Raw genomic sequence first — 26430 nt, forward strand, 5'->3', positions numbered from 1 at the left:
AGCATAGAGGAGTTTTGTGACGGGTGCACGAGAGTACTTCGAAAGCTTCAAAAGAGCATAAAAAAACCCGCTCCGAAGAGCGGGTTCTAGGTGATTTAGAAAACTAAATCAAGTAAAACTTAGTTTGCTTCCGTATTCAAGGTATCGCCACGTAATGTTGGGTAACGAACGCGATCAACCAAATCCTGAATATCTTTACGTGGGGCTGGGGTTACCAAGCTCACGAGGATGATGGCCGCAACACCGAGAGGCACACCAAAGACACCAGCCGAGATTGGCTGAATACCATACCAGAGCTCAACCGGCGAGGTGATATTAAATACACCGCGCAACCATGGCTGAGTCATGATCATGTAGTACACCGTAATACCAAGACCTAGGATCATACCGACGCAAGCACCCGCCTTCGTTGCACGCTTCCAGAAAATACCCAATACCAATGGGGGGAAGAATGCAGCCGCAGCAAATGAGAACGCAGCGCCCACGAGGAACAAGATATCAGCAGGCTTTTGCGCAGCCACATAGGCAGCAGCAAGTGCTACAACCACTAACAAGATTTTTGAAACCATAACACGACGTGATGCTGGTGCATTTGGATCAATCATTTTGTAGTACAGGTCATGAGACAAAGCATTTGCAATCGTCAAGAGCAAGCCGTCAGCAGTTGACAGAGCAGCAGCCATACCGCCCGCTGCCACCATGCCAGAGATCACGTATGGCAAGCCGCCAATTTCTGGGGTTGCTAACACGATGATGTCACCACCAATGGTCATCTCAGCGAGTTGCAAAATACCGTCTTTATTGATATCCGCCACCGATAATAAGGTAGCATCGACTTTTGCCCAAGCTGAAATCCAGGCCGGTAACTTATCAAATGGTGTTCCTACTAGGACCGTAAAGACCTCGTATTTCACCAAAACGGCAAGTGCTGGCGCTGTGAAGTACAGCAAGAAGATGAAGAACAAGGACCAAGTCACAGACTCACGCGCTTGTTTTACCGACGGAGTCGTGTAATAGCGCATCAAGATATGTGGCAAGGCAGCTGTACCCACCATCAAGCAGAAAATCAGAGCTAAGAAGTTACGGCGTGATGTATCAAAGGCTGTCCGTGCTTTTTCATCGCCCGCTGGGTCTCCCGCAAATTGCTGCCCATGACGAGGCATGTTGGCAAGTTGATTAGAGCGATTGGTTGCACCGGTTCTTTGTGCTGTCCAGGCCTTCTTGGCAGCATCCGCATCTTTTGGAACGGCAGCTAGCGCTTTTTCAGCAGCAGCGATTTCGTCTGCAGGAGCGTTAGCAGCTTTTAAATCAGCCACTTTCTTCTCTGCAGCCGCTTTATCCGCAGCTAATGCAGCAGGAACGTCTTTTAACTTCTCTGTAAGTGCATCTGCACGTGCCTTAAAGATTGCACGTACTTCTAACTCTTTAGGATCCTTGATCAGCTCTGCTTCTTTAGCAGTCACTTTTTCAAGTTGCTGACCATAAATCAGCTGTGGAACTGGGAAGCTAGTTTGCTTCACTGATAGCCAAACCACAGGGATCAGGTAAGCAATGATCAAGATGATGTACTGAGCAACCTGTGTCCAGGTCACCGCACGCATACCACCTAAGAACGAGCAAACCAAAATACCTCCAAGGCCCAAGAAGATACCGAGCTCAAAAGGAACGCCAGCTAGACGGGTGGTAATTAAACCAACGCCGTAAATCTGTGCCACCACATATGTGAATGAGCACAAAATTGCCGCCACGATTCCTAAAAAGCGTGGGAGATTACCGTCATAACGAGCACCCAAAAAGTCAGGCACTGTAAATTGACCAAACTTACGCAGATAGGGAGCCAAGAATAATGCGACTAAGCAATATCCACCAGTCCCACCCATGATGAAGGCAAGACCGCCGTAACCGGTGAGGTACAAGGTACCTGCCATACCGATAAAGGAGGCTGCAGACATCCAGTCAGCACCCGTTGCCATACCGTTATAGAGTGCAGGAACGCGTCGACCCGCCACGTAATATTCTGCGGCATCATTCGTACGACTCATCACGCCGATACCGGCGTAGAGCAGAACGGTTGCGCCCAAAAATACGTAACCAATCATGGCACGGCCCATGCCCATTTGCTCGAGGATCCCAAGGACCACTACGAACAAAATGAATCCGCCGGTATACCAACTGTAGATTTTATTTAGTTGTTTTTTAAAGGCTACGTTACTACCGCCGCCGCCAAAGACGCTTCCGTCATTAGGTGTCATTCCAGCCATGATTAATCTTCCTCCACTTCGGCACAGTCATATTCTTTATCAAGATTATTCATGTAATGAGCGTAATAAGCGATGATGAGAACGTAAATTACTAATGCCCCTTGTGCACCGACCCAAAAACTAAACGGCCAGCCAAAGAAATTAAAATTTAATTCCCGCGCGTAAAAACCGACAACAAAGGTCACGACAAACCAGATTGACAACAAAAAAGCTGTCATACGTAGATTCTTAGACCAATATTGTTTATGCGATTCTGTTAATTGCATAACAGTTTCTCCTTAAGTTATAAAAAAAACGACTGCAAACTTCGAACTTCTACTTCATTGTGCTAAACAGTCAGACCGGTCTCCCGTTCCAACTGTTTTGCAAATTTGGGCTCAAAATCCTTTAAATGCCTGATGATTTTTACTGCTTCTTCGGGTTCTTGGCGATCCACATAAACCCTTGCTAATTGATACCAGCCATAGGGACTCATCGGTTGTAATTGGGTATTTTTCTTCAAGGCCTTGATAGCTTCGTCAAAACGGCGCTGCTGAATTAGGGTTAGCCCTAGTCCGTACCAGGCTAAATCCATCTTTTCATCAAGGTTTAAGGCCTTCCGAAAACTAAACTCAGCATCTTCAACTTGACCAATTTCTTCTTGTAAAAAACCAAGGTTGTACCAAGAATAGGCTGGCGCATCGGAGCGTTGCACCACAATTTTGTAGAGCGTAATTGCACCGGCCTTGTCCCCTTCTTGGGTTTTTAAGTAAGCCAAGCTAGAAAGTACATAGGGATCATTCGGATACTCCTGCAACATCTCTTCAAACACCTCTGTTGCCCGTTTCTTTAGCCCAAGCACAATGAGGGACGAGGCCCAGTATTTAAAAAGATACCAGCGAAGATCACGTTTTACTGACATAGCTCAACCCCTATCGATACACAATGCTCTATCTTGGCAAGGGTTACCGTAATATATAAGACGGCCACAATACAAAACGCCACAAATGGAATTTGATGATCTGCAATTTGCTTTGGAGAAATAAAGCGGGCCGTTGCAGTCCAGGGTTTATTTACAATTTGGAATAGCTGATAAAACAAATTGGTCTCGCGTTTTTGCCCAGAGAGAACAAACAACAGGCCCTGACCGATTAAAGCTAGGCCGCCTATATAGAGAATTAACTGGGCAATATTTAAGAATAAAAGCACTCGAAAGCCTTTTGCTAATTGGAAAAAAAGCCAACAGGCATTATGATTCTGGACCGAATACACCCAAATCAGTGATTTCCCTTAGTTTTTACTTAAATATTAGTGTTTACCCTTAAACATTGGCAGATATTTACCCCTTTGGTATTCAGGCTACCTGTTTTTCTTAGTTTTTTAGCTCCTGAAAGTTACTAGCCCTCTTTTTTAGTACCACCCCAAAGACCCAAGAGTAATTCACATGACGAATCAAATACAAATTCTTAGACAAATTCTTAGGCATTCCATCTGCAGGCGGCAGGATGATCTCATCTGGGGCGAAGTAGGCCTCTATGGAATACCGTGAAAAGTAATTAACATCCGCACTCATCATTTTTGAGAAAGGTAAAACCCGCATTAATTACTGACGCAGATTTTGCACTAGACTATTTGAAGGGGACGTTAAGTTGTTAAGGGCCATAAAAGGTATTGACCTAGTTTACTAATTCCCAATTGTCTCTTAATCGAATAGTAATAAAGTATTTCAAAAGTAGTTTAGCCATTTTGCTGTCCGATAAAGTGTTGTATAAAGTGTTAACGATACCCTTATTAACCAGCCGATTTTTGGAACATCTATGTTAACCGCACTAGTCATCGTTTTTGTCTTAGCCTACGCAGCCATTGCCTTTGAACATTCTCTGAAAGTGAACAAATCTGCCTCGGCACTAATTGGAGCGGGCTTGCTGTGGACAATTTATGCAACCCTATCAAATGATCCTGCTCATGTAGGCAAAGAACTCTCTGAAACGCTTGTCGGTACAGCCTCGATTGTTTTCTTTTTAATGGGCGCCATGGTAATCGTTGAAGTGATTGATGCTCATAACGGCTTTGAGGTAATAACCTCAAAGATTAAAACAAAAAAGTTATCCACCCTGATGTGGTTAGTTGGCTTTGTAACTTTTTTTCTAAGCTCCATACTTGACAATCTCACAACTGCTATTGTCATGGTGTCTTTAATGAAAAAATTATTAGATAAACGAGATGATCGTTTATTTTTTGCTGGCATTATTGTCATCGCTGCAAATGCAGGTGGCGCGTGGTCACCGATTGGCGACGTAACAACAACAATGCTCTGGATTGGTGGTCAAATTACTGCTTTTGAGATCATCAAAGGTGTCTTTATTCCATCTGCTATTAGCTTATTAATACCACTAGTCGTTATTGCCATAATGTTAAAAGGTAAAGCAGTTATTTCACCGAATAATAGTGTACAAAATACTAAACAGAACTTCACCAACCCCTTTGAGAAGAATGTGATGTTCTATCTGGGCTTGGGCGCACTAATCTCAGTACCAATCTTTAAAACAATTACTGGTCTACCGCCGTTCATGGGCATTTTATTTGGTCTTGGCATCATTTGGCTTATCGGTGACTTAATGCATCATGAAAAAGAAGAGGATAAAAAACATACGCTGACTCTAGTGCATGCGCTATCCAAAATTGATATGAGTTCCATCATATTTTTTATTGGCATTCTTCTGGCAGTGGCAACCCTTGAGCATACTCATATCTTGAGTGCCATTGCTCAATGGCTTGATAGCACTGTCGGAAATCAGGCTTATATCGTTATCTTGATTGGACTGGTAAGCGCAGTTGTTGATAACGTTCCATTGGTAGCAGCTTCCATGGGCATGTATAGCCTTGAACAATATCCAACCGATAGTTTTTTGTGGGAGTTCATCGCATATTGTGCCGGTACGGGAGGTTCTATTTTGATTATTGGTTCCGCAGCGGGCGTAGCGGCAATGGGTTTGGAAAAAATTGATTTTTTTTGGTACGTGAAACGAATTAGTTGGTTGGCGTTGATTGGATATTTAGCGGGTGCCATCGCTTACATAATCCAATACAACTTGCTTCATTAGTTTCGTGAAATACCAACTCATTGCCTTTGACGCCTATGGAACGCTCTTTGATGTGTATTCCATTGGCGCATTGGCTGAGAAACTTTTTCCGGGTCAGGGCAAGGCCTTGTCCGTTTTATGGCGTGATAAGCAATTAGAGTACACGCGCCTTATTTCTTTAAGTGATCCGCAAAATCCGAGTGGTAGCAAACACTATCAATCGTTTTGGGATGTCACGATCGCTGCCTTGCACTATTCCTGTAAACAGCTCGGGCTCAACTTAACGCACGAGTACGAAACTCAATTACTGGGACAGCATGCTAAGTTAAGTCCATTCCCAGAATCCGCGGAAGCACTTCAGGCTATTCATGCTGGTGGTCTAAAAACCTGCATCTTATCCAATGGCAATCTACAAATGCTCTCATGGGCGATTGATCATAGCCAATTAGGGAATGAATTAGATGCAGTGATCTCCGTTGATGAGGCCCGCCAGTTCAAAATTACACCGGCCAGTTATCAATTGGTTCTTAATCACTTTCCCATTCCTAAGAATGAGGTGTTATTTGTTTCGTGCAATGCCTGGGACATCATTGGTGCCAATTGGTTTGGTTTTGATACCTTCTGGGTTAATCGCTATCAGTTACCCTTTGAAGAAATTGGCTTAGCCCCGACACATCAAGGCAATGATTTAAATGATCTTCGACAATTACTACTTTCTTAAGTAAAGATCATTGCCCCAATTTCATAGAGTAGATAAGCAATTCCTATGGCTATAACTACATAGACCACTGTGCTAACAAAGCTTTTGCCCAAAATGCCAAAACGCTCTAGCAAAAATGATGAGAGGGGTTCTGGATTAGCTTCTTTTCGCCGAACTCGGAAAGCCAGAATTAATAGGTAGACATTGATGGCTAGCCAGAGGGCTAAAGCGATATCGATGAGCAGGAAGACGTATTGCATCCCCGCATTCTAGAGCTTTTTCTTATTGGGGTGAATGTCATTACAATTCCACAAACACTCTGAAAGCTTATCGTGGATTTTGCTTACCTCATAGATTTATTTCTTCATCTTGATAAAAATCTAGCCCTCATTGCCAATGAATGGGGTACGTGGATCTACGTTCTCCTCTTTGCCATTATTTTTGTTGAGACCGGTTTGGTGGTCATGCCTTTTTTACCAGGCGACTCTTTGCTCTTTGTTGCCGGAGCCCTCACTGCCGTGGGTGAGCTAAACCTTCCGCTCTTAATGTTTCTCTTAACCAGTGCCGCGATTCTTGGGGATGCGGTCAATTACTCGGTTGGTCGCTATGTTGGTAATAAAGTATTTTCTTGGGAAAACTCACGTTGGTTTAATAAGAAGGCTTTTGACCAAGCCCACGCCTTCTACGAAAAACATGGTCCGATAACGATTGTGATTGGGCGTTTTCTTCCCTTTATCAGAACCTTTGCCCCCTTCGTAGCTGGCGTGGCTCAAATGCGCTACCCAGTCTTTGTCTTTTACAACATCATTGGCGGAATTATTTGGGTCTGCAGTCTCACCGCCTTAGGCTATCTGATTGGCGATCATCCTTGGGTTAAGAGTAATTTTTCCTTAGTCGCTCTCGCGATGATCATCATTCCAGGCCTACCCGCTTTATGGATCTTTATGAAAGAATTGCTCGCGCGCTTTCGCAAGTAAGCCCCGCATCTATCGTATGAACACTACTCATCACCAAAACAAACTGATTGTCATCATTGGTAGCGGCTTGGCTGCCTATACCCTGATCCGGGAATACCGCAAACTGAATGCTGAGCAAGCCATTACTGTAATAACTCAAGAGAGTGGGGATTTTTATTCCAAGCCCATGCTATCCACTGCTTTTGCTTCTAAGAAAGATGCTCAACAACTGATCTCTTCAAGTGCAGCAAAAATGATGGAGCAACTCAATATCCAGATCCATTCACATAGCAAGGTTTTGAAGATTGATGGGTCCGATCAAAGTCTTAGCTTCCAAAGTGCTGATGGCAAAGAACATGTTTTGCAGTATTCCAAATTAGTCTTAGCCTTGGGGGCCGATCAAATTCAGATAGATCTGGCTGGCGATGGAGCTGATCAAGTTATGACCGTCAATGATTTGCAGGATTACGCTATCTTTAGAGAACGCATTGGCCAGAAAAAGAAGCTTGTGATCTTGGGAGCCGGCTTAATTGGTTGTGAGTTTGCAAACGACCTCAGTTTAGGTGGCTATCACGTTGAGGTCGTTGATTTAGCCGATCAAGTTTTAGGACGCCTTCTACCAAGAGCAATGGCTGATGAGCTTCAAGCAAAGTTATCCGCTCTGGGGGTACTCTGGCATCTTGGCACCAGTGCAAAGACTGTTTCAAGAGTAGGAGATGGGTTTGAGGTTGGCCTTAGCAATGGAAATGTTTTGCAAGCAGATTGCGTTCTCTCTGCAATTGGTCTTCGCCCCAGAACTGAATTAGCCAAACGCGCTGGCATCAAGACCGAACGTGGCATCGTAGTTAATCGTCAACTGGAAACAAGCATCCAGGGAATATATAGTCTTGGCGATTGTGCCGAAGTTGAAGGCCATGTCTTGCCTTACGTAATGCCCATCATGCAGGCTGCTCGTACACTAGCAAGTATTCTGGCAGGGCACGATAGCGCCCTAATCTACCCTGCCATGCCGGTGATGATTAAGACTCCAGCTTTACCTCTAGTGGTATCTCCGCCTGCATCTGGTAGCGAGGGCTCATGGACGATTAAACAAGAAGAGAATGGCATTGAGGGATTGTTCTATAGCCCCCAAGCCCAATTACTTGGTTTTGCTTTAGCGGGATCCGCAACAGCGCAGCGCGCTACCCTCACTAAGCTCTTGCCCAATATTTTGGGCGAGTAAGCTCAAGTAATTAGCAACGTACTGGAGACCAATCAATGCGCATGATCTTATATCTGATGGTGGCTTTAATACCTATTGCGATTGTTTACTCGCGCTTTTTGGATGGTAGTAAGCTCAAAGAGTTTTTGGCGGCTGTCTCCTACTTGAGCGTGATGGCTTGGGCATTTTTCTTAGCCCTCATCCTTGAAATGCTCTTACGCATCCCTCTCAAATACTCTGTCGCTATTTTGGCAATCGTTCTAGCCTACCTTCACTTTAGAACCATTGCGCATCTTCGTAAAAAACGAGGGCAAGACTAAGTTTTATCTGATTTGGGCTTTTCTGTACTTGCTTGTTGGATTGCCTCATCTTGCGGTTGATTGAGGTCTAAAGGAACGTGGGACATTTTTTCACCATCCCATTTTTGGCCACACCAACATTCGCCAGCATCATTGATGATGCAAACACCTGATCCACAACAACGGCTATCGGGTCTTTTCATATGGCATCCTTATTGCAAATCTTCCTCAACGATTTCCCACGTACTATCGCCCATCTTGCGTACTGCTTGGCAAAAGGACCACCCGTCTGGAATACCGCAGCTCCATTCGCGCGGTGAGTTCTGCACTAAGCGATATCCACTAATTGCCTGGTCTTGATAGAGGTAATATTTTTTTCCGTAGACCGGGTTAAAGGTAAATTTGGCGGCATGCACCATCTCGGTTGCATCTAATCGTTCTTGCAGTGCCTTAGCCTGACGCATTAAGACTGCGGCCTGCTCCATAATGCGGTCGTACTCTTGATTCGCATGCTGCCGGGCAATGTTAATTGCCTTATCTTTTTCTTCCTTAATGGGCACTGGTGCAAATTTAGGAGCACCGACCTCCATCGGGTACTCGATAGCATTATGTCTATCAGGGTCTTTATCTTCGATTCGCATACTTTTTCTATTGGGGCTGACTAGGGTAAATTCTAGTGCCTAATGCCTGAAATCACAGGACAAAGCTAATAAAAGGCTCTACAGCCAGGCGATGAAGAACGATAGCCTAAGGGTTTTTAATTACTGATTAGTCTGTATAGCCAGATCGGTAGCCCTAATCTGTAATAGAGACTGATTTATTTCCTTTGAATTTCAAGCCCCGCAAGGGGCTTCTTTTTTGGCTACTTCTCGACAAAGGCTCGTTCAAAGACATAATCACCCAGCTCGCCTGACGAGGGAGAGACCTTAAAGCCACACTGATCTAAGAGTTGGCTGGTTTCTTTTAACATCGCCGGGCTGCCACAAATCATGGCGCGATCTACTTTGGGGTCGAGTGGGGGTAAACCAATATCCGCAAATAATTTGCCTGACTCAATCGCAGTAGTCAGTCTGCCAGTATGAGCATAAGCTTCACGCGTTACCGTGGGGTAATAAATTAACTTCTCTCGCACAAGCTCACCCAAGAACTCATCATTGGGTAACTCTTTCGTTAAATACTCTTGATACGCAAGTTCATTAACCACACGTACCCCATGAATTAAGACAATCTTCTCAAAGCGCTCATAGGTATCTGGATCACGAATGATGCTTAAGAATGGTGCCAATCCTGTTCCAGTACTAAATAGATACAAGTGCTTACCAGGGTTCAGGTCATCAATCACTAAGGTACCGACAGACTTCTCGCTCACCAAGATAGAGTCGCCTACCTGAATATGTTGCAAACGCGATGTTAGGGGACCATTGGGTACTTTGATACTAAAGAACTCGAGGTGCTCGGCGTAATTGGGGCTAACCACACTATAGGCACGAGCCAAAGGTCTGCCATCGACCTCTAAACCAATCATCAAGAAATGGCCGTTCCGAAAACGCAAACTTTGATTACGGGTCGTTGTGAAACTAAAAAGGCTGTCGTTCCAATGCTTAACGGTGAGAACGCGCTCAGTTTGATAGGTGGCCATAGTCTATTTTGATCTTTGTATGTTTTTCGATGATCTTCTTCATTGTAATGAATGCGCTTAAAGGGTCGGATAATCGGTGTAGCCTTTCTCATTACCGCCATAGAATGTTGCGCGGTTATATGGATTAAGCTCAGCATTTAACTCAAAACGTCTTGGCAAATCTGGATTAGAAATAAAGAGTCTTCCAAATGCGATGGCATCAGCCTCCCCATCGGCAATTGCCTTTTCTGCACCCGCTTGATCAAAGCCACCCGCCAACACCACCTTGCCAGCAAATAATGGACGGAATAACTGGCCAGTTCGTGGAGCATCAGCAAGCAATTGATCACTACCCCCAGCTGTTGTTGCGCGCGGCTCAATCAAATGTAAATAAGAAAGATTGAAAGTATTTAAAACATTAATCAAATACGAGAACAGTTTTTGAGGATCGGAGTCGGCAATATCATTAAAACTTCCATAGGGTGATAGACGAATTCCCACCCGACCACTGCCCCAAATAGGAATAATGTCTTGCAGTATCTCTAGGACTAATTTGCAGCGATTCTCAATCGAGCTACCGTATTGGTCTGTGCGCTGATTAGTGCCATCTTGTAAGAATTGATCCAATAGATAGCCATTAGCAGCATGTAATTCAACACCATCAAAGCCTGCGAGCTGAGCCTGTTTTGCTGCATGCACATACTCTGAACGTAATTGCTTAATCTCATCCAAACTTAATGAGTGCGGTGTTTCGTATTCCGCTAAGGCCCAAGATGCGGTATAGACCTTACCAGCAGGCTTAATCGCCGAGGGTGCAACGGGTAGACCATCATTGGGATGTAAGGATGAGTGCGATATGCGCCCCACATGCCATAACTGCAAAAAGATCTTGCCGCCTTGTGCATGAACAGCATCCGTAATTTTGCGCCACGCCTCCACTTGAGGCTCGCTATATATTCCTGGGGTTGCGGGGTAGCCCTTGCCTAACTCGGAGATTTGCGTTGCCTCACTGATAATTAGACCGGCTGAGGCACGTTGTGCATAGTACTCAATTGCCAAGGGGCTAGGCACCCCCTCATTATCTGCCCGCATGCGCGTCAGTGGCGCCATCAAAACTCGATTCTCAAGAGAAACTGCGCCTAAGGTAATGGGGGTCAGCAAGTTCATTTCCAGCCTTTATAAAGATCAATGTAAAGTGGAGATTTTATAGACTATCCATACAAGTTTCTGATGAGCACTTCACCCAAATTTCAGGTTGGCGATCAACTACAACACCTCAAAACTGGTGGTTTTTACCGGATTATTTGTCTTGCTAAGATTGAGGCAAATCTAGAGGATGCCTATGTGTATGAAGCACTAATCAATGGCAGCTATTGGATCCGCCCAAAGACAGAAATGGAAGATGGGCGTTTTATTCGGGTCAATGAATAAGGAATACGATGTTCTTGCAGGATGCTGATTTTGAGAGCGATGCCGATCTTGCAGTGCTGCAAGCAAAGCTTGATCAGATTCGATCATTTACAGCTGCCCTCTTTTTGGATATTAGTGATGAAGAAAAACATAAGTACCAAAATGTTAAAGAGCGTTTTGAGCAGTTAAAAGAATCGCTTTTTACAAACTCCGATACGCTTCTAGAAAAAAATAAGCTGGGTATCACGGATCCAACACGAGACGCAATGAAGGAGGAACAAATCAATCTCATGTTTGATTGGGAGCAATTTGGGCTCACTGAGGACATGTTTCTAAAAATGTATCAATGTCAACGCAATCAAAATAGTAGTGACCCCCAAACTAATAAACGGGCTACGCTACTAACCGAGATTCAAAGCATTCAAACTGATCTATTACTTTTATTTAAAATTCGTCAAGGCTAATATGCGCTGTTATTTACAGTCTCTCTTATGCGGAGCCCTGCTAGTGATCACAAATCATTGCTTCGCGCAATCGACCTTTGTGGTGGTGGCAGCTAATATGAAAGACGCCTTTACGGAGATCAATAACCAATTTCAGAAAGAGCATAAGGCAGACCTAAAAGTCATTTATGGTTCTTCGGGCAATTTTGCCTCCCAAATTATTCATGGGGCACCCTTTCACCTATTTATCTCTGCCGATGAACAATATCCATTAGAGCTCTTCAAGAAGGGAAAAACCGTTGATGAGGGGAAGATTTATGCAATTGGGAAGTTGGCACTCATTACCAATCAAGCAAAAGGCATATCGCCCAACGAATCCAAAGATGATTTGGCGGGCCTCATCAAAAGAGCCAACAAAATTGCCTTAGCTAAGCCTGAGTTGGCACCCTACGGTAAAGCAAGTGTGGAATACCTCAAAGCAAGCCATCTATGGGATCTCGCTAAAGACAAGATTGTGTATGCCGACAATATTGCGATGGCGGCTATGTTTGTGAGTACTGGGTCTGCCGATATTGGTTTTACTGCACTCTCGATTGCCAACTCGCCTGCGATCCAAAAAGAGATCAAATTCATTACCCTCAATCCAAACTTATATCAGCCCATCAAGCAAAGAATGGTTCTGATTAAAAATCCTACGAAGGATGCCGTTAAGCTGTTTGAGTTTATCCAATCACCCATCGCCAAAGAAATTCTGAAGCGGCATGGGTATGCATTACCTTGAGCAATCACTCAAATATCTACAATTTGCTACAATTATCAGTTCGGCGAATTAGCTCAGCTGGTTAGAGCGACGGAATCATAATCCGCAGGTCCGGGGTTCAAATCCCTGATTCGCCACCAAATTTCTGCCCTCAGCTTTGTCTGGGGGCTTTGTTTTTGAGTCAATTGTTGTTAAGGTACTGCAATGATTACACGTAAATGGTGGATGATCTTTGGATTTATTGCCCTCGCGATGGGTTTTTATATGTACATCCGTGATCGTGATTTAATTGGTATTGTGATCGCTGTCTTAATATTGCTGGGCGCATTCTCGACAAAACAAAAGAGTTAATATTTTGTATGGAACCAAAGACTCAAAAAGAGCGTGATGAGGTAGTTAAACGTAAATACATTTACAAACCCGTGTTTATTATTTTCGGGATCCTCAACGTTCTAATCATTGCCCTATTTGTGATCTCTCTTTAGCGGGATCTTTGAGCTCTCCCTCATTAGGAGTTAAGTTATAAGGCTTTGCTATTTTCCAGACATGTCCTGGAACCATATTCTTTATTTTCTTGGGTAGCTCTCGTCTGAGGTGAAGAACCGTTTCAATCGCCTTCATTTCAACACGTGCTCTTGCAAACTCTAATCCTTTTGGTCCAACCTTAGGCATTAACCATCCCACAATCGGTCTTAACCAATTGGGCATTTGTCGAAGAGGCAAACCGCCAGCAGCCAACTCAACGTTCTTCATAAATCCTTTGACGGGTCCGACACGATTGCCACCACTCTCTGGATTACTTAGTTTTACTTCATCACCTAAAAGAGCTAGTAGATCCTCACCCTGTTGATTGCGCACGATTAACCACTGCTCACCTGTTCCTCCCATATAACCAACAGTGATATCAGAAAGCGCATTGGTGTAATCGACACAGGTTCTACAAGTGAGAGGGAAAAAATCCGGTCTGAGTTTAGACAGAGGCAACATCAAAAATGGGATCGCTCTCTTCTCGCCATTCTTATATCGGATCTCGACGTGATAGTCAGCCCTAAACTCTAAATACGTAATCTCATCAGGCTTGGTATCGATTAGGTTAAGGAACTCATGGAAGTTCTCGGTCGTCGTGTTATCCGAGCATGGCGTACCAATCACATAAAGTTTCTCTAATTTCAACTCTTTCTCTAAAGCCCGAAGCGCATAAACTTGGCATGGAATACCAACCACCCCGAGTCGCTTATAGCCCTTCTCTTTAGCAACATCAAGTAATGCCAGAAGAGGTGCGTAGCCCATGCGCATGCCACGTGCCTGCTCCATGTCTTTGGGATCTGTGATTAACACGGGCATAGGCCGCCATGAATCCGTTGGATCGGGCGCCATGGTTAAGACGGCATCGACTAAATGATTTTGGAGAAGTCTTTCTGCAATCGTAGTGGTAATACCAGTCCACTGTGCACCCTCTTTAGGCAATCGCAGACTAGCTCGGTACATCTTGCGGTAGACGCCGAAGAACAGTTGATCGCTGTTTTCAAGTAAACGTGATTGCCTATGTATCTCACTCTCGAGTGTCTCGTATTGAGGGTCAATAAACTGGCAAGCACGGCCACAGCGCTTAGGATCAGACGAGCGGGAGATACCGCAGTCTGTGCAGAGCTCACGCTCGGGCGCAGGGCCCGAGTACGCAAGCGAATAGATTGATGCTACTTTATTACCATCCAATTAATTTAGGCAGCCACAGAGAGATTTGCGGGAACTGGAACACTAAGTATAGCGTTACGCCCTGCATCGCAATGAATGGAATTGCGCCCTTATAGAGATGCTTAATGAGAACCTCGGGCGGGGCAACCCCCTTCAGATAGAAAAGCGCCCAACCAAAAGGTGGCGTTAGGAATGAAGACTGCAAGCAAACCGTGATCATCATCGCTACCCAAACAGGATCGGCACCTTGTGACAAGAGTATCGGCATAAAGAGTGGTACGGCAATATAGCTAATCTCAATCCACTCTAAGAAGAAACCTAGAACAAAGATTAATAAAAGCATGAGCCAGATATCACTATTGAGCCCGCCTGGAATTACATTGAAGAGCTTAGCAATCAACTCTTCGCCATTTAGGCCTCTAAACGCCAAGGAAAACACTTGGGCACAAATCAAAATGAACATCATCAAAGCACTGATCTTGGTGGTATCTATCAAGACAGCTTTTAATCTTGTCCAGGTAAAGCGCCCAGAAAATACGGTCACTAAGATCGATCCAAACGATCCCATGGCGGCCGCCTCGGTAGGCGCAGCAACTCCACCGACAATCGAACCAAGAACTGCGACGACTAACATAATGGGCGGGACAACCACTTTCCAGAAACGCTTCCACAACTCTTTACCAGAGACCTTGCTACGCTCCTCAAGCGGTATTGGCGGCATCATCTCAGGCTTTAACCATCCTTGAATGAGTAAGTAGATGATGTAGACAAGCGTGAGCAGCAAACCAGGCATCACTGCGGCAGCAAATAAAGTACCGACAGATAGTTGCAAGATATCGGAGAGCAAAATCAGAATAAGGCTTGGTGGAATGATTTGACCTAAGGTGCCCGATGCCATGATCGTGCCGCAGGCAATCCCCTTGTCGTATCCCCTTCTTAAAAGAGTTGGCAAGGTGAGCAAGCCCAATGTAATGATGGTGGCACCAACAATACCGGTTGTGGCCCCCATCAGAGCGCCAAACAAGATAATGCCAACGGCCATACCACCTTTAACGCCACCTGATAAGTGTCCAATCACATCTAAGAGATCATCCGCTAGACCAGATTTTTCAAGCATGATCCCCATAAAGATGAAGAGCGGGATGGCTAGCCACTGATAGCCTGCGGCAACGCCGAATATTCGGGCGGGTAATAAATTAAATAGATTGTCACCAAAGCCAATAAAACCAAACACGAAGCCGACGGTTGCTAAGGAGATAGCAACAGGCACACCAATCATGAGCATGGCAAAAAAGCCACCCAACATCAAAAAGGCAATAATTTCTGGATTAAACATGGTCTTTACCCCCTGCATCGGGGCGGTTCATGATGACCCGTAACATCTCTGCAAAACCTTGCAAGGCTAACAGCGAGAAGCCAATCGGTATTAGGGACTTCACCAGCCAACGCATTGGAATGCCGCCTGGATCCGGTGACTTCTCCCCAATGGAGAAGGATTGCCCAACATAATTAATAGAGAGCTTTACAAAAAAGACCGCAATGATGATGGTCAAAATCGCTGAGACTAAATCAACGATGTATTTTTTCTGGGGAGTGTAATTTGCATAAAACAAATCAACTCGCACATTATCGCCACGCAATAAGGAAAAGCTGATCCCAAATAAAATCATGGCGGCTAATAGATGCCACTCGAGTTCTTGGGCCCAAACTGAACCTAGACTCATGGAGTAGCGCAAGATGACATTGATAACGATTAAAAGAACGATTGACAAGGTGAGCCAAGAGGCCACCTTGCCAAACAGGTCAATAACGCTTTCAATGCGCTCAGCAATTACTAATGGTGCTTTCTGCATTTAAAACCTTTACGTATCGATTAACCACGAACCTTATTGTGATAAGTTGCTTCACTATAAGCAGCCCATGCATCATATTTCTTTTTATATGCGAAATACGAATCATGAACTTTCTTCGTCATCGGATCCTTAGCAACAGCCTCATCTAGGATCTTTGTGGTCTCGGCCCGAAGCGCTTTAACTACTGCATCTGGTAATGGCAAAGCCTGTACACCTTGCTTCTTAACCAAATCTTCCATCGCATCGGCATTGTTTTTCTGACACCATGCCTCACCAATCACATTACAAGCGGCCGATGCATTTTGAACGATCTCTTGCAAATCTTTAGGTAGCTTCATCCATGCTGCTTTGTTAATCAACAATTCAGAGGTTGTTGCAGGCTCATGCCAGCCAGTGGTGTAGTAAAACTTAGCGGCCTTTTGTAAACCGAGACGACGGTCTTGGAATGGGCCCACAAACTCAGCGGCATCAATCACGCCACGCTCAAGCGCTGGGAAAATTTCTCCGCCTGGTAGAACCTTTACATCCACGCCTAAGCTGGCATAGACCTTACCGGCCAAACCAGGGATACGCATTTTTAAGCCTTTGAGATCGGCGACCGTGTTAATTTTTTTCTTAAACCAACCGGTCATCTGCACTCCAGTATTACCGCATGGCATTGCAACCATGCCAAAGGGGGCATACACCTCATTCCATAGATCAATACCGCCGCCGTCATAAAACCAACCGTTCATTCCTTGGAAGTTCAAACCAAAGGGTACGGCCGTAAAGTACTGGGCAGCAAATGTTTTACCAGTCCAGAAATAGCTATTGGCATGGTTCATTTCTACAGTACCGGCGCGGACTGCATCAAATCCCTCAAATGCAGGTATTAACTCACCAGCTCCAAAGACCTGAATCTTTAAACGTCCGCCCGACATTTCCAGAATGCGCTTGGCTAGATCGGTTGCGCTACCTGGGCCGTCCATGTAAAAGGGCGCACCCTTTGGATAGGCACTGGTCATTTTCCAGCTAAAGGTTTGGGCTGTTTGTGCCTTTACAATCGCTGGTGCAGCAAGAGCGGCACCCGCAACACCTGCACCTAAACTAGTACTTAAAAATTTACGCCGACTTGAACTCATTTGTATCCTCCAAAGTTATAAAACCCATCTAAACAATTTATGGTGATGAATTGACGCATTCGACCCCACTGAAGTCTTTAAGAACCGATTTATCAATTGCTACTCAATTTACAGGGAAAACATCGATGTCTCGTTGGTATATTCCCCTTATTAGTGCAAATATTCTTTAATTTAGGGAATACTTTCTTCATTCTAGTACAAAGGAAAATATTGCTATGCAACCAAAATGGGGTATTCAGGGGATGGCTGTTGCGCCCCACTCACTCGCTTCTCAATCTGCACTCGCTGTTTTGCGGGAGGGGGGCAATAGCCTAGAGGCGATGATCGCCGCTGCAGCTACCATTGCAGTGGTCTACCCCCATATGAACTCGATTGGAGGTGACTCGTTTTGGGTGATTCATGCTCCTGGCAAAGCCATGGGGGGCATTGATGCCTGTGGGGCTGCTGCTGGTTTAGCAACGCGCTCTTGGTATCAATCTCAAGGCATTACCGGCTCCATTCCGTTTCGGGGGCCGATTGCTGCGAACACGGTTGCAGGCACTATCTCTGGATGGGGCGCTGCATTCGCTCTCTCTAAAAAGAGTTTAGGTGGCAGACTGCCGCTCTCGCGCTTACTAGAAGATGCAATCCATTATGCAGAGCGTGGTGTACCTGTTACCCATAGCCAGTCTGCCTTAACAGAAAAGAAGCGCGCTGAGTTAACTCCGCAACCTGGTTTTGCAGACACCTTCTTGGTAAATGGTAAGGCCCCCGCCACCGGTAGCGTCTTTCTACAAAAACGCTTAGCGGCAACCCTGCGCCAGATCGCCAAAAAGGGAACGGATGATTACTATCGCGGTGAGCTCGCTGAACAGATCGCCAAAGAACTCAAACAAATTGGTAGTCCATTACGGCTTGATGACCTAAATCGTCACCAGGCAAAACTGATTAATCCTTTGCATCTTGCTCATAGTGTTGCTAACGTATACAACATGACCCCGCCAACGCAAGGCGTGGTCTCTTTAATGATTTTGGGCATCCTCGATCAACTCAATTTAAGGCAATACGCGGTAGATAGCCCAGAGTATGTTCATCACTGTGTCGAGGCAACCAAGCAAGCATTCAAGGTTCGTGATCAATTTGTTACGGATCCTGCTTATATGCAACAGCATGGCCAAGAATTTTTATCTCCCGCCTTCTTAAAGACTCTTGCTGATAAGGTAAGCAGTCAGAAAGCATTGCCCTGGGGTGCTGGGCGTGGGCCTGCCGATACGATTTGGATGGGGGTCATTGATAGTGAGGGCCGCTGCGTCTCATTCATTCAAAGTATTTATCACGAGTTTGGAGCTGGTATTGTTTTACCTAAAACAGGGATTAATTGGCAAAACCGCGGTTGCAGTTTCTCTTTAGATGCCAATGCACTCAACGCCCTAGAGCCCTATCGCAAACCATTTCATACACTTAATCCTGCACTGGCATTATTTAAAGATGGTCGCTCGATGGTATATGGCACCATGGGCGGTGACGGACAACCACAAACGCAGTGTGCGGTATTCACTCGTACAGCGGTCTATGGGCTAGACCCACAAGATGCGATTAGTCGGCCCCGTTGGTTGCTTGGTCGTACTTGGGGGCAAACCAGCGATAGTCTGAAGCTCGAATCACGCTTTGATCCCTCTCTAGTGAAGCAACTCAAAGAAATGGGTCATGATGTAGAGATGCTCGCTGACTTTGATGAATCGGTGGGTCATGCGGGTTGCATTATTCGGGAGCCATCTGGAATCTTGCGCGGCGGCTGGGATCCGCGCAGCGATGGTGCGGTAGCGTCCTTCTGATGAAACCAATTCTCTATAGCTTCTGGCGCAGCTCCGCTGCTTTTCGGGTTCGTATTGCCTTGAACCTTAAAGGGATCGATTACGACATCATCCCCGTGCATTTACGTAAGGGTGGCGGGGAACAACTCAAGGAGCCCTATCAAGCTCTTAACCCGAATGGCCTAGTGCCCCTTTATATCGAGAATGGTGTTCCCTTACATCAATCAGCAGCCATCATTGAGTATCTAGAAGAGAAATACCCTAACCCACCACTGCTCCCCAAAAATTTAGAGGATCGAGCATGGGTTCGGGGACTAACACAAGATATCGCAGCCGATATTCACCCCATTAATAATTTACGAGTACTACGCTACCTCATAGGTACCTTAGGAGTGAGCGATGAGAACAAAACCATTTGGTATAACCATTGGGTTAAAAAAGGTCTAGCAAGTCTAGAAAAACGTCTTGCGAAGGATGCTCGTGTTGGTCAATTTTGTTATGGTGACACGCCAAGCATGGCAGATGTCTTTTTAGTTCCGCAGGTCTTTAATGCTTATGACGCCAAGATCGATTTTAGTGTCTATCCAACAGTTCATCGCATCGTCACCCAATGCATGACCCTGCCTGCATTTATCAATGCGTCTTGGGAGAAACAATTGGATGCCGAAGGATCTAACCCCCAGATCTAGTGAGGGGTCATCCACCACACTAAAGCGGATAAGGTAATGACAGATCCCAAGGTGGTAATCAATACCACTCTAGAAATGAGTGAGCCATCCGCGCGATAGTATTGCGCCAACATAAAGGGGCCTGTCCCTGTTGGTAGGGCGCTCACTAAAACTGCGGCGTATACCCAAAAGGTCGGTAAGCCCAATATTGGATCAGCTACCACCCACACCACAAACGGTTGGAGGATTAATTTAACGAAGACCAAACTCCACGTTGTCGTAGTTGGAGCGCTCGTTTTTTGAACAAGGAAAAGTCCAATTGAGACCAAAGCACATGGACTAGCCGCTGCACCCAAGAAACTCACAAACTGACGCAATGGTGCATACAACTCTAAGCTGGTGGTTGCCCAAAGGGCTCCACAAAACGGGGCCACTAATAATGGATTAGTTGCCAAGGATTTAGCAACCGTTTGAATGATCTCGCTAAAGGGTTTTTTGGCATGTACCCCTAACTCAATAAAAATTATCGCTACGGCAAATAAAGCGCAGACCACTATCAAAGTAGCAATGACAGCTGGTCCCAAACCACTCTCACCAAAAGCGAGCATCAATAAAGGGATGCCCATATAGCCTGTGTTTGCATACGAACCACTCAAGCTCTGAAAGCTGGCTACGGTCCAATCTTTGGTTTGAATGCGGTAGTAAATTAAGAGTGCGAAATAAACAGCTAGTGCACCGGCACTAAAAGCGATGATGAAACCAGGTTGCCATAACTCTTGCCAATTACTGTGGGCCGTGAAATCAAACATCTGCGCTGGTAGTGCCAACCAAACCACAAAGCGATTAATTTCAGTCGATGCATTAACGCTTAACTTGCCAGACTTACCAGCAATATATCCCGCTAGTATTAAAGCGAAGATTGGGATGATAACGTTAAGAACGTGCAGCAACTAAAGCCTATGCGATTTTCTTTAGACCGTTGCGATAGCGCTTTGCATTCTCAACATAGTGGGATGAGATTCTGTCTATCTCAGCAATTTGTTCTGGACTTAGACTCTTCACTGCCTTAGCCGGTGAACCAATAATGAGAGAGCCATCCGGAAACTCTTTACCTTCGGTGACTAAAGCACCAGCACCCACTAAGCAGTTCTTACCGATCTTGGCACCATTAAGAACAATGGCATTAATCCCAATCAAACTACCATCGCCAATCGTGCAACCGTGCACCATGGCTTGGTGGCCTATCGATACGTTCTCGCCCAAGGTTAATGGCGAGCCAAAATCGGAGTGCAAAACTGCTGCATCTTGAATATTGGTACCAGCACCAATGCGTATCGGCTCGTTATCGCCACGAATTACCACCTGTGGCCAGACATTAGCATTCTTGCCTAGATGCACTCGACCGATCACCTCGGCCGAGTCTGCCACCCATGCTCCATCGCCTAATTCAGGGGAAATGCCATCTAATTCATATATAGCCATGCCCCAATTATAGTGAGGCTAGGCTACCAACTGGAGTCTCGGTCTGGAGTCGCAGAAATTTTGTGCAAACTCAGATCAGCACCCTCGTACTCATCCTCTTGTGACATCCGAATACCGAGGGTCATTTTTAAGATTCCATAGACCACAAAGCCGCCCACTAGAGCAATGACTACTCCCAATAGGCTACCAATTGTTTGGGCGGCAAGGTTAACACCGCCAAGACCGCCAAGGGCTGTGGCGCCAAAGATACCAGCTGCTAGACCGCCCCATAATCCGCAGAGGCCATGCAAGGGCCAAACTCCTAGAACATCATCAATCTTCCACCGATTTTGCACTTGGGTAAACATGTAGACAAACAACGCGCCTGCAACCAATCCCGTCACTAAGGCTCCCAAGGGATGCATAAGATCAGAGCCCGCACAGACTGCCACCAATCCTGCTAAAGGCCCGTTGTAAGAAAACCCAGGATCATTGCGGCCCACTAACCAGGCTGCCAAGGTTCCACCAACCATAGCCATTAATGAGTTAAGTGCCACCAAGCCACTCACCTTATCAATGGTCTGAGCACTCATCACATTAAATCCAAACCAACCTACGGTCAGTATCCATGCGCCTAAGGCCAAGAAAGGAATGCTTGATGGTGGATGGGCTGCAATTTGCCCCTCCTTGGAATATCGACCACGTCTCGCACCCAACAAAAGGATGGCGGGCAAAGCTAACCAGCCACCCACTGCATGCACAACAATCGAACCTGCAAAGTCATGGAACTCGTCACCCGTTAGCTCTTTGATCCATGCCTGAATTCCGTAATGCTGGTTCCAAGTAATACCCTCAAAGAAGGGATATACAAATCCAACGATTACAAATGTGGCAATCAGTTGTGGGTTGAACTTAGCCCGCTCTGCGATCCCCCCTGAAATAATCGCGGGGATTGCCGCGGCAAAGGTCAGCAGGAAGAAAAACTTGACCAGCTCAAAGCCACTCTTTTGTGCAAGAACTTCTGCGCTTGAAAAGAAATGAACGCCGTAGGCAATGCTGTATCCAATAAAGAAATATGCAATTGTTGAGACGGCAAAATCAACCAAAATTTTAATGAGTGCATTGACCTGGTTCTTCTTGCGAACTGTCCCAAGCTCTAGAAAAGCAAAGCCTGCGTGCATTGCAAGCACCATAATGGCGCCCAGCATAATAAAGAGGACATCTGCCCCCGATTTAACCGCTTCCATCATTACCCCTTTTATTTAATATTTTGCTAATTATTAATGTTTAGGGGCTTGAGACTAGCCTGAAATGCACCTATTTGGTGCGTTTTAATTGAGGATTGTTTGAATCTCGATCTTGCCTGCAAGCGCCTTATGAACGGGGCACTTGTTGGCAATTTCCAGGAGGCGCTCCCTCTGCTCCGCATCGATATTGCCAAGCAATTGAATGGTGCGTTTAAAGATTTCCACTTCATCTGCTCGCAGGATATCAACGGTCACGATCGCATCCTGAAGATCCCAGGATTTTCTTCCTGCATACATCTTCAAAGTCATTCCTGTGCAAGCGGCTAAAGCCGAGCCCAAGTATTCATGAGGGGATGGCCCGGTTGAATTTCCGCCCTTTTCTCGATCGACATCGGAAACAAAATGATCTGATCCAACCTCTAGAGCTTGTTGAAAATGACCACTACCAAAACGAGATACGACTGCTCTCATAGCGTTTCCTTTATGCCAATAACATCTGATTAATCCGCTTCACAAATGCAGCCGGGTCTTGTAATTGCCCGCCCTCCGCAAGGAGCGCTTGATCAAACAAAATCGTTGCCCAGTCATCGAATTGCTTGTCCTCGTATTTTAGTTTGAGCACCAAAGGATGCTGAGGATTAATTTCTAAAATAGGTTTTGTATCTGGGGCTTGCTGTCCCGCAGCCTTAAGCATACGCAATAAATTTCCGGAGAGCTCATGCTCATCCGCCACCAAGCATGCTGGGGAATCAGTTAGACGGAAGGTAATACGAACATCTTTCACCTTGCTATCCAATGTCTTCTTCATACGCTCGATCAAATCTTTGTATTGCTCTTCCGTTTCTTTCTGCTCCTTCTTCTCCGCCTCATCAGCCAGAGCGCCGAGATCTAAGCCACCCTTGGCTACGGATACCAGTGATTTACCCTCAAATTCTGGGAAGAATGAAAGCATCCACTCATCAACCCGGTCGGATAGAAGTAAAACCTCAACACCTTTCTTGCGGAAGATCTCTAGATGAGGACTGTTCTTAGCGGCAGTGTAAGAATCACCTGTTACGTAATAGATTTTGTCTTGGCCCTCTTTCATACGACTGACATAGTCAGCCAAAGAAACTGTTTGCTCAGCTGAGTCTGAATGGGTACTAGCAAAACGTGCTAATTTAGCTATGCGCTCTTGATTGCCGCTGTCCTCACCAATCCCTTCTTTTAATACTTGGCCAAACTCTTGCCAGAACTCGGCATATTGTTGCTTCTTGCTCGCATCTTCACTATTCGCCAAATCCTCCAACATACCTAAGACACGCTTCGTGGAGCTCTCACGAATCGCTTTAACGTCTCGCGACTCTTGCAAAATCTCGCGGGATACATTGAGAGGCAAGTCGGCGGAGTCAATCACTCCAGAAACAAAACGCAGGTAAGTAGGCATTAACTGCTCTGCGTCATCCATAATAAATACGCGCTTTACATAGAGCTTAATACTGTTACGCTTATTGCGATCCCAGAGATCAAAACCTGCCTTCTTAGGAATAAATAAGAGTTGAGTAAACTCGCTACGCCCTTCTACGCGATTATGCGAATAGGTTAAGGGATCCTGAAAGTCATGGGAGATATGTTTGTAGAACTCTTTGTATTGCTCTTCCGTTAACTCCGATTTTGGTCTCGCCCACAATGCAGTCGCTTGATTAATGTTCTCAAATTCATCCTTTTGCACCTGCTCTTTTTTGCCCTCATCCCACTCTTCTTTTTGCATCTGAATGGGCAGGGAAATATGATCCGAGTATTTCCGAATAATGGATTTGAGTTTCCAGCTTGAGAGGAGCTCATCTTCTTCCTCTCGCAAATGTAGGGTAATCGACGTTCCCCGCTCAGGTCGATTGATGGTTTCAATCGTGAACTCGCCAGCCCCTTGAGATTCCCAACGTACTCCTTCGCTAGCAGGTAAGCCTGCGCGACGGGTCTGAACCACGATGTTGTCAGCAACAATAAATGCCGAATAGAAACCCACTCCAAACTGCCCAATTAATGCAGCATCTTTTTGATCGTCACCCGAAAGCTTAGAAAAGAATTCTTTCGTTCCAGAGCGGGCAATCGTTCCTAAGTTGGCAATCACTTCATCGCGGCTCATCCCAATTCCGTTATCGGCAATGGTGACGGTTCTCGCTTCTTTATTAAAGCTGATCTGAATTTTGAGCTCAGGATCAGATTCGTACCAATCGGCATGGTTAATAGCCTCGAATCGGAGCTTATCTGCCGCATCGGAAGCATTTGAAATTAACTCACGTAAGAAAATTTCTTTATTGGAATAAAGGGAGTGGATCATCAGCTGTAAAAGCTGCTTTACTTCTGCCTGAAATCCTAGGGTTTCTTTTTGCATAGTCATGGCTTACCTCAGTATTAATGGATACGACTTATATGGGGACTGATTGCCCAATTTCAAGCCCCTAGACAAGCCCTCCATATGGGCGCTTCGACTACAATCTAGCCTAGCCCCCAGCTATAAACCTGAGATCGGCACATGAAAAAGCTTTATATCAAAACATTTGGTTGTCAAATGAATGAGTACGATTCGGAAAAAATGGCCGATGTACTCCATTCATCCGAAGGCATGAGTAATACTAGTGACATCGAAGAAGCAGATGTCATCTTGCTCAACACCTGTTCTATTCGCGAGAAAGCCCAAGAAAAAGTCTTTTCTGATTTAGGGCGTCTGCGTGAGCTCAAACAAAATAAGCCTAATTTGCTCATTGGGGTTGGTGGTTGTGTTGCCAGCCAAGAGGGCAAGCAAATTGTGAACCGTGCGCCCCATGTTGACTTTGTCTTTGGCCCACAAACCTTACATCGCCTTCCTGATTTAATTGCTAAACGACTAGAAACTGGTAAATCCCAAGTAGATATTTCGTTTCCAGAGATTGAGAAATTCGATCACCTCCCTCGTTCGCGTCAAACACGGGGCTCTGCCTTTGTATCCATCATGGAGGGTTGCTCCAAATACTGTAGCTATTGCGTGGTTCCCTATACGCGTGGCGAGGAAGTGTCACGGCCCTTTGAAGATGTTCTCACTGAAATAGTTGGTCTTACCGAACAAGGCGTAAAAGAAATTACCCTGCTTGGACAAAACGTCAATGCGTATCGCGGGACGATGGGCAATAGCAAGGAGATTGCTGACTTTGCCCTGCTTCTCGAGTACATGTCTGAAATCCCAGGGCTTGATCGGATTCGGTTTACGACCAGCCACCCCAAAGAGTTCACACAGCGATTAATCGATGTCTATGACAAAGTGCCTCAACTGGTTAGCCATTTACACCTCCCCGTTCAACATGCCTCTGACACCATTCTTGCTGCGATGAAGCGTGGCTATACCGCACTGGAGTTCAAGAGCATCATTCGTAAGATGCGCGCTGTACGTCCTAATCTGTCTTTATCCAGCGACTTTATCGTGGGCTTTCCTGGTGAGACCGATGCTGACTTTGAAAAATTAATGGATATGGTGGTGGAGCTCAATTTTGATAATAGCTACTCCTTTATATTTAGTCCCCGCCCAGGAACCCCTGCAGCCAATTTAATGGATGACACTCCCTACGCGATCAAACTCAAACGCTTACAGCGCCTCATTGCTCAAATTGATGCGCAAGCACTTGTGGTTAGCAAGGCCATGTTAGATAAAACAGAGCGTGTTTTGATTGAGGGATTCACGCGCGATGGCGCCCATCTCTTAGGTCGCACTGAAAACAACCGCGTGATTAATATCCTCATTCCCCCCAATGATGTCGCTCACCCCCAAGCAGATAGCTGGATCGGAGAGATGTTAGATGTCAAGGTCACCGAAGTTCTTAAACATACCCTGCGTGGCGAACTTGCTTATGTGCCCGCCTGAAGAAAAGA

Annotated in this window: 30 protein-coding genes and 1 tRNA gene; 13 read left to right on the forward strand and 18 right to left on the reverse strand. The window is 45.5% G+C overall.

Going from position 1 to position 26430, the window contains the following annotated elements; all coding sequences use genetic code 11:
• Positions 1-119 precede the first annotated feature (119 nt).
• From NKE59_RS08505 to NKE59_RS08520, 4 genes are all read right to left on the reverse strand, one after another.
• Positions 120-2261, reverse strand: a complete 2142-nt coding sequence (locus tag NKE59_RS08505; protein ID WP_353438546.1) for a sodium:solute symporter family protein — start codon at positions 2259-2261, stop codon at positions 120-122.
• Positions 2262-2263: 2 nt separating this feature from the next.
• The gene (locus NKE59_RS08510; RefSeq protein WP_353438548.1) at positions 2264-2527 is read right to left on the reverse strand and encodes a DUF4212 domain-containing protein; all 264 of its coding nucleotides are present in this window, start codon (positions 2525-2527) and stop codon (positions 2264-2266) included.
• 62 nt (positions 2528-2589) lie between these two features.
• Entirely contained in the window at positions 2590-3162 is a 573-nt protein-coding gene (locus NKE59_RS08515) for a tetratricopeptide repeat protein (RefSeq protein ID WP_353438549.1), read from the reverse strand.
• Positions 3153-3449: a hypothetical protein gene (locus NKE59_RS08520; protein WP_353438550.1), complete on the reverse strand. Its 297-nt coding sequence runs from the start codon at positions 3447-3449 to the stop codon at positions 3153-3155. The genes NKE59_RS08515 and NKE59_RS08520 overlap by 10 nt, the downstream gene beginning before the upstream one ends.
• Positions 3450-4057: 608 nt before the next feature.
• Here NKE59_RS08520 and nhaD point away from each other — a divergent pair.
• Complete coding sequence (nhaD, locus tag NKE59_RS08525) at positions 4058-5344, forward strand: sodium:proton antiporter NhaD (RefSeq protein WP_353438551.1); 1287 nt, start codon at positions 4058-4060, stop codon at positions 5342-5344.
• A gap of 4 nt (positions 5345-5348) precedes the next feature.
• Entirely contained in the window at positions 5349-6044 is a 696-nt protein-coding gene (locus tag NKE59_RS08530) for a haloacid dehalogenase type II (RefSeq protein ID WP_353438552.1), read from the forward strand.
• On the opposite strand, the gene NKE59_RS08535 is transcribed toward NKE59_RS08530, so the two are convergent.
• Positions 6041-6283, reverse strand: a complete 243-nt coding sequence (locus tag NKE59_RS08535) for a hypothetical protein (protein ID WP_353438554.1) — start codon at positions 6281-6283, stop codon at positions 6041-6043. The two genes, NKE59_RS08530 and NKE59_RS08535, sit on opposite strands and share 4 nt — an antisense overlap.
• Before the next feature lie 69 nt (positions 6284-6352).
• On the opposite strand from NKE59_RS08535, the gene NKE59_RS08540 reads away from it, so the two are divergent.
• From NKE59_RS08540 to NKE59_RS08550, 3 genes are read left to right on the forward strand one after another with little or no spacing between them, the layout of a single operon-like run.
• Positions 6353-7000: a VTT domain-containing protein gene (locus NKE59_RS08540; RefSeq protein WP_353439943.1), complete on the forward strand. Its 648-nt coding sequence runs from the start codon at positions 6353-6355 to the stop codon at positions 6998-7000.
• A 16-nt stretch (positions 7001-7016) separates the two neighbouring features.
• On the forward strand, positions 7017-8201 hold the full coding sequence (locus tag NKE59_RS08545; RefSeq protein WP_353438555.1) for an FAD-dependent oxidoreductase: 1185 nt from the start codon (positions 7017-7019) through the stop codon (positions 8199-8201).
• Between the two features lie 35 nt (positions 8202-8236).
• On the forward strand, positions 8237-8500 hold the full coding sequence (locus tag NKE59_RS08550; protein WP_353438556.1) for a hypothetical protein: 264 nt from the start codon (positions 8237-8239) through the stop codon (positions 8498-8500).
• Here the strand turns inward: NKE59_RS08550 and NKE59_RS08555 are convergent.
• From NKE59_RS08555 to NKE59_RS08570, 4 genes are all read right to left on the reverse strand, one after another.
• Positions 8497-8682 carry a hypothetical protein gene (locus NKE59_RS08555; RefSeq protein WP_353438557.1) on the reverse strand — a complete coding sequence of 62 codons (186 nt, stop codon included), beginning with the start codon at positions 8680-8682 and terminating at the stop codon, positions 8497-8499. The two genes, NKE59_RS08550 and NKE59_RS08555, sit on opposite strands and share 4 nt — an antisense overlap.
• 9 nt (positions 8683-8691) lie before the next feature.
• Positions 8692-9120: a DUF2452 domain-containing protein gene (locus NKE59_RS08560; RefSeq protein ID WP_353438559.1), complete on the reverse strand. Its 429-nt coding sequence runs from the start codon at positions 9118-9120 to the stop codon at positions 8692-8694.
• A gap of 221 nt (positions 9121-9341) precedes the next feature.
• Positions 9342-10118: a ferredoxin--NADP reductase gene (locus NKE59_RS08565; RefSeq protein WP_353438560.1), complete on the reverse strand. Its 777-nt coding sequence runs from the start codon at positions 10116-10118 to the stop codon at positions 9342-9344.
• A 57-nt stretch (positions 10119-10175) separates the two neighbouring features.
• Complete coding sequence (locus tag NKE59_RS08570; protein ID WP_353438561.1) at positions 10176-11264, reverse strand: alkene reductase; 1089 nt, start codon at positions 11262-11264, stop codon at positions 10176-10178.
• 63 nt (positions 11265-11327) lie between these two features.
• Between NKE59_RS08570 and NKE59_RS08575 the strand changes: the two genes are divergently transcribed.
• From NKE59_RS08575 to NKE59_RS08595, 5 genes are all read left to right on the forward strand, one after another.
• Positions 11328-11528 carry a hypothetical protein gene (locus tag NKE59_RS08575; RefSeq protein ID WP_353438562.1) on the forward strand — a complete coding sequence of 67 codons (201 nt, stop codon included), beginning with the start codon at positions 11328-11330 and terminating at the stop codon, positions 11526-11528.
• Between the two features lie 8 nt (positions 11529-11536).
• Complete coding sequence (locus NKE59_RS08580) at positions 11537-11971, forward strand: hypothetical protein (protein WP_353438563.1); 435 nt, start codon at positions 11537-11539, stop codon at positions 11969-11971.
• A 1-nt stretch (position 11972) separates the two neighbouring features.
• The gene (modA, locus tag NKE59_RS08585) at positions 11973-12731 is read left to right on the forward strand and encodes a molybdate ABC transporter substrate-binding protein (RefSeq protein WP_353438565.1); all 759 of its coding nucleotides are present in this window, start codon (positions 11973-11975) and stop codon (positions 12729-12731) included.
• A gap of 42 nt (positions 12732-12773) precedes the next feature.
• A tRNA-Met gene (locus tag NKE59_RS08590) sits at positions 12774-12850 on the forward strand.
• A gap of 64 nt (positions 12851-12914) precedes the next feature.
• A complete protein-coding gene (locus NKE59_RS08595; protein ID WP_353438566.1) occupies positions 12915-13061 on the forward strand; it encodes a hypothetical protein in 147 nt (48 codons plus the stop codon).
• A gap of 105 nt (positions 13062-13166) precedes the next feature.
• Here the strand turns inward: NKE59_RS08595 and NKE59_RS08600 are convergent, their stop codons facing one another.
• Genes NKE59_RS08600 through dctP form a run of 4 tightly spaced genes read right to left on the reverse strand, consistent with a single transcriptional unit; the run spans position 13167 to position 17379 of the window.
• Positions 13167-14426, reverse strand: coding sequence for a Coenzyme F420 hydrogenase/dehydrogenase, beta subunit C-terminal domain (locus tag NKE59_RS08600; protein ID WP_353438567.1), 1260 nt, complete (start codon positions 14424-14426; stop codon positions 13167-13169).
• Entirely contained in the window at positions 14416-15741 is a 1326-nt protein-coding gene (locus NKE59_RS08605; protein ID WP_353438568.1) for a TRAP transporter large permease subunit, read from the reverse strand. Before NKE59_RS08605 ends, NKE59_RS08600 begins: the two co-directional genes overlap by 11 nt.
• On the reverse strand, positions 15734-16258 hold the full coding sequence (locus tag NKE59_RS08610; RefSeq protein ID WP_353438569.1) for a TRAP transporter small permease subunit: 525 nt from the start codon (positions 16256-16258) through the stop codon (positions 15734-15736). The genes NKE59_RS08605 and NKE59_RS08610 overlap by 8 nt, the downstream gene beginning before the upstream one ends.
• 20 nt (positions 16259-16278) lie before the next feature.
• On the reverse strand, positions 16279-17379 hold the full coding sequence (dctP, locus tag NKE59_RS08615) for a TRAP transporter substrate-binding protein DctP (RefSeq protein ID WP_353438570.1): 1101 nt from the start codon (positions 17377-17379) through the stop codon (positions 16279-16281).
• Between the two features lie 215 nt (positions 17380-17594).
• Here dctP and NKE59_RS08620 point away from each other — a divergent pair, with 215 nt between their 5' ends.
• Both NKE59_RS08620 and maiA read left to right on the forward strand, forming a co-directional pair.
• Positions 17595-19193 (forward strand): gamma-glutamyltransferase family protein, encoded by a 1599-nt coding sequence (locus NKE59_RS08620; protein WP_353438571.1) that lies wholly within the window; start codon positions 17595-17597, stop codon positions 19191-19193.
• Complete coding sequence (maiA, locus tag NKE59_RS08625; protein WP_353438572.1) at positions 19193-19861, forward strand: maleylacetoacetate isomerase; 669 nt, start codon at positions 19193-19195, stop codon at positions 19859-19861. Before NKE59_RS08620 ends, maiA begins: the two co-directional genes overlap by 1 nt.
• On the opposite strand, the gene NKE59_RS08630 is transcribed toward maiA, so the two are convergent.
• The 5 genes from NKE59_RS08630 to htpG form a co-directional block, all read right to left on the reverse strand.
• On the reverse strand, positions 19858-20790 hold the full coding sequence (locus NKE59_RS08630) for an AEC family transporter (protein ID WP_353438573.1): 933 nt from the start codon (positions 20788-20790) through the stop codon (positions 19858-19860). The two genes, maiA and NKE59_RS08630, sit on opposite strands and share 4 nt — an antisense overlap.
• Before the next feature lie 7 nt (positions 20791-20797).
• Positions 20798-21322 (reverse strand): gamma carbonic anhydrase family protein, encoded by a 525-nt coding sequence (locus tag NKE59_RS08635; RefSeq protein ID WP_353438574.1) that lies wholly within the window; start codon positions 21320-21322, stop codon positions 20798-20800.
• 23 nt (positions 21323-21345) lie between these two features.
• Entirely contained in the window at positions 21346-22548 is a 1203-nt protein-coding gene (locus tag NKE59_RS08640) for an ammonium transporter (protein WP_353439944.1), read from the reverse strand.
• A gap of 84 nt (positions 22549-22632) precedes the next feature.
• Positions 22633-23019, reverse strand: coding sequence for an OsmC family protein (locus NKE59_RS08645; RefSeq protein ID WP_353438575.1), 387 nt, complete (start codon positions 23017-23019; stop codon positions 22633-22635).
• A gap of 10 nt (positions 23020-23029) precedes the next feature.
• On the reverse strand, positions 23030-24928 hold the full coding sequence (htpG, locus tag NKE59_RS08650) for a molecular chaperone HtpG (RefSeq protein WP_353438577.1): 1899 nt from the start codon (positions 24926-24928) through the stop codon (positions 23030-23032).
• A gap of 135 nt (positions 24929-25063) precedes the next feature.
• Between htpG and miaB the strand changes: the two genes are divergently transcribed.
• Entirely contained in the window at positions 25064-26422 is a 1359-nt protein-coding gene (miaB, locus tag NKE59_RS08655) for a tRNA (N6-isopentenyl adenosine(37)-C2)-methylthiotransferase MiaB (RefSeq protein WP_353438578.1), read from the forward strand.
• The last annotated feature ends 8 nt before the right edge of the window (positions 26423-26430 follow it).

Source organism: Polynucleobacter sp. UK-FUSCHL-C3, assembly GCF_040409815.1.
In the GTDB taxonomy this organism is placed as follows: Bacteria; Pseudomonadota; Gammaproteobacteria; order Burkholderiales; family Burkholderiaceae; genus Polynucleobacter.

Excerpts from the sequence above, each read along its gene's own strand:
- NKE59_RS08580 (WP_353438563.1), top strand. The coding sequence starts at position 11,537 with ATGTTCTTGCAGGATGCTGATTTTGAGAGCGATGCCGATCTTGCAGTG.
- NKE59_RS08515 (WP_353438549.1), bottom strand. The coding sequence starts at position 3,162 with ATGTCAGTAAAACGTGATCTTCGCTGGTATCTTTTTAAATACTGGGCC.
- NKE59_RS08545 (WP_353438555.1), top strand. The coding sequence starts at position 7,017 with ATGAACACTACTCATCACCAAAACAAACTGATTGTCATCATTGGTAGC.
- NKE59_RS08560 (WP_353438559.1), bottom strand. The coding sequence starts at position 9,120 with ATGCGAATCGAAGATAAAGACCCTGATAGACATAATGCTATCGAGTAC.
- maiA (WP_353438572.1), top strand. The coding sequence starts at position 19,193 with ATGAAACCAATTCTCTATAGCTTCTGGCGCAGCTCCGCTGCTTTTCGG.
- NKE59_RS08645 (WP_353438575.1), bottom strand. The coding sequence starts at position 23,019 with ATGAGAGCAGTCGTATCTCGTTTTGGTAGTGGTCATTTTCAACAAGCT.
- NKE59_RS08595 (WP_353438566.1), top strand. The coding sequence starts at position 12,915 with ATGATTACACGTAAATGGTGGATGATCTTTGGATTTATTGCCCTCGCG.
- nhaD (WP_353438551.1), top strand. The coding sequence starts at position 4,058 with ATGTTAACCGCACTAGTCATCGTTTTTGTCTTAGCCTACGCAGCCATT.
- NKE59_RS08570 (WP_353438561.1), bottom strand. The coding sequence starts at position 11,264 with ATGAACTTGCTGACCCCCATTACCTTAGGCGCAGTTTCTCTTGAGAAT.
- dctP (WP_353438570.1), bottom strand. The coding sequence starts at position 17,379 with ATGAGTTCAAGTCGGCGTAAATTTTTAAGTACTAGTTTAGGTGCAGGT.
- NKE59_RS08535 (WP_353438554.1), bottom strand. The coding sequence starts at position 6,283 with ATGCAATACGTCTTCCTGCTCATCGATATCGCTTTAGCCCTCTGGCTA.
- modA (WP_353438565.1), top strand. The coding sequence starts at position 11,973 with ATGCGCTGTTATTTACAGTCTCTCTTATGCGGAGCCCTGCTAGTGATC.
- NKE59_RS08550 (WP_353438556.1), top strand. The coding sequence starts at position 8,237 with ATGCGCATGATCTTATATCTGATGGTGGCTTTAATACCTATTGCGATT.
- NKE59_RS08575 (WP_353438562.1), top strand. The coding sequence starts at position 11,328 with ATGAGCACTTCACCCAAATTTCAGGTTGGCGATCAACTACAACACCTC.
- htpG (WP_353438577.1), bottom strand. The coding sequence starts at position 24,928 with ATGACTATGCAAAAAGAAACCCTAGGATTTCAGGCAGAAGTAAAGCAG.
- NKE59_RS08565 (WP_353438560.1), bottom strand. The coding sequence starts at position 10,118 with ATGGCCACCTATCAAACTGAGCGCGTTCTCACCGTTAAGCATTGGAAC.
- NKE59_RS08620 (WP_353438571.1), top strand. The coding sequence starts at position 17,595 with ATGCAACCAAAATGGGGTATTCAGGGGATGGCTGTTGCGCCCCACTCA.
- NKE59_RS08555 (WP_353438557.1), bottom strand. The coding sequence starts at position 8,682 with ATGAAAAGACCCGATAGCCGTTGTTGTGGATCAGGTGTTTGCATCATC.
- NKE59_RS08640 (WP_353439944.1), bottom strand. The coding sequence starts at position 22,548 with ATGGAAGCGGTTAAATCGGGGGCAGATGTCCTCTTTATTATGCTGGGC.
- NKE59_RS08505 (WP_353438546.1), bottom strand. The coding sequence starts at position 2,261 with ATGGCTGGAATGACACCTAATGACGGAAGCGTCTTTGGCGGCGGCGGT.
- NKE59_RS08510 (WP_353438548.1), bottom strand. The coding sequence starts at position 2,527 with ATGCAATTAACAGAATCGCATAAACAATATTGGTCTAAGAATCTACGT.
- NKE59_RS08635 (WP_353438574.1), bottom strand. The coding sequence starts at position 21,322 with ATGGCTATATATGAATTAGATGGCATTTCCCCTGAATTAGGCGATGGA.
- miaB (WP_353438578.1), top strand. The coding sequence starts at position 25,064 with ATGAAAAAGCTTTATATCAAAACATTTGGTTGTCAAATGAATGAGTAC.
- NKE59_RS08610 (WP_353438569.1), bottom strand. The coding sequence starts at position 16,258 with ATGCAGAAAGCACCATTAGTAATTGCTGAGCGCATTGAAAGCGTTATT.
- NKE59_RS08605 (WP_353438568.1), bottom strand. The coding sequence starts at position 15,741 with ATGTTTAATCCAGAAATTATTGCCTTTTTGATGTTGGGTGGCTTTTTT.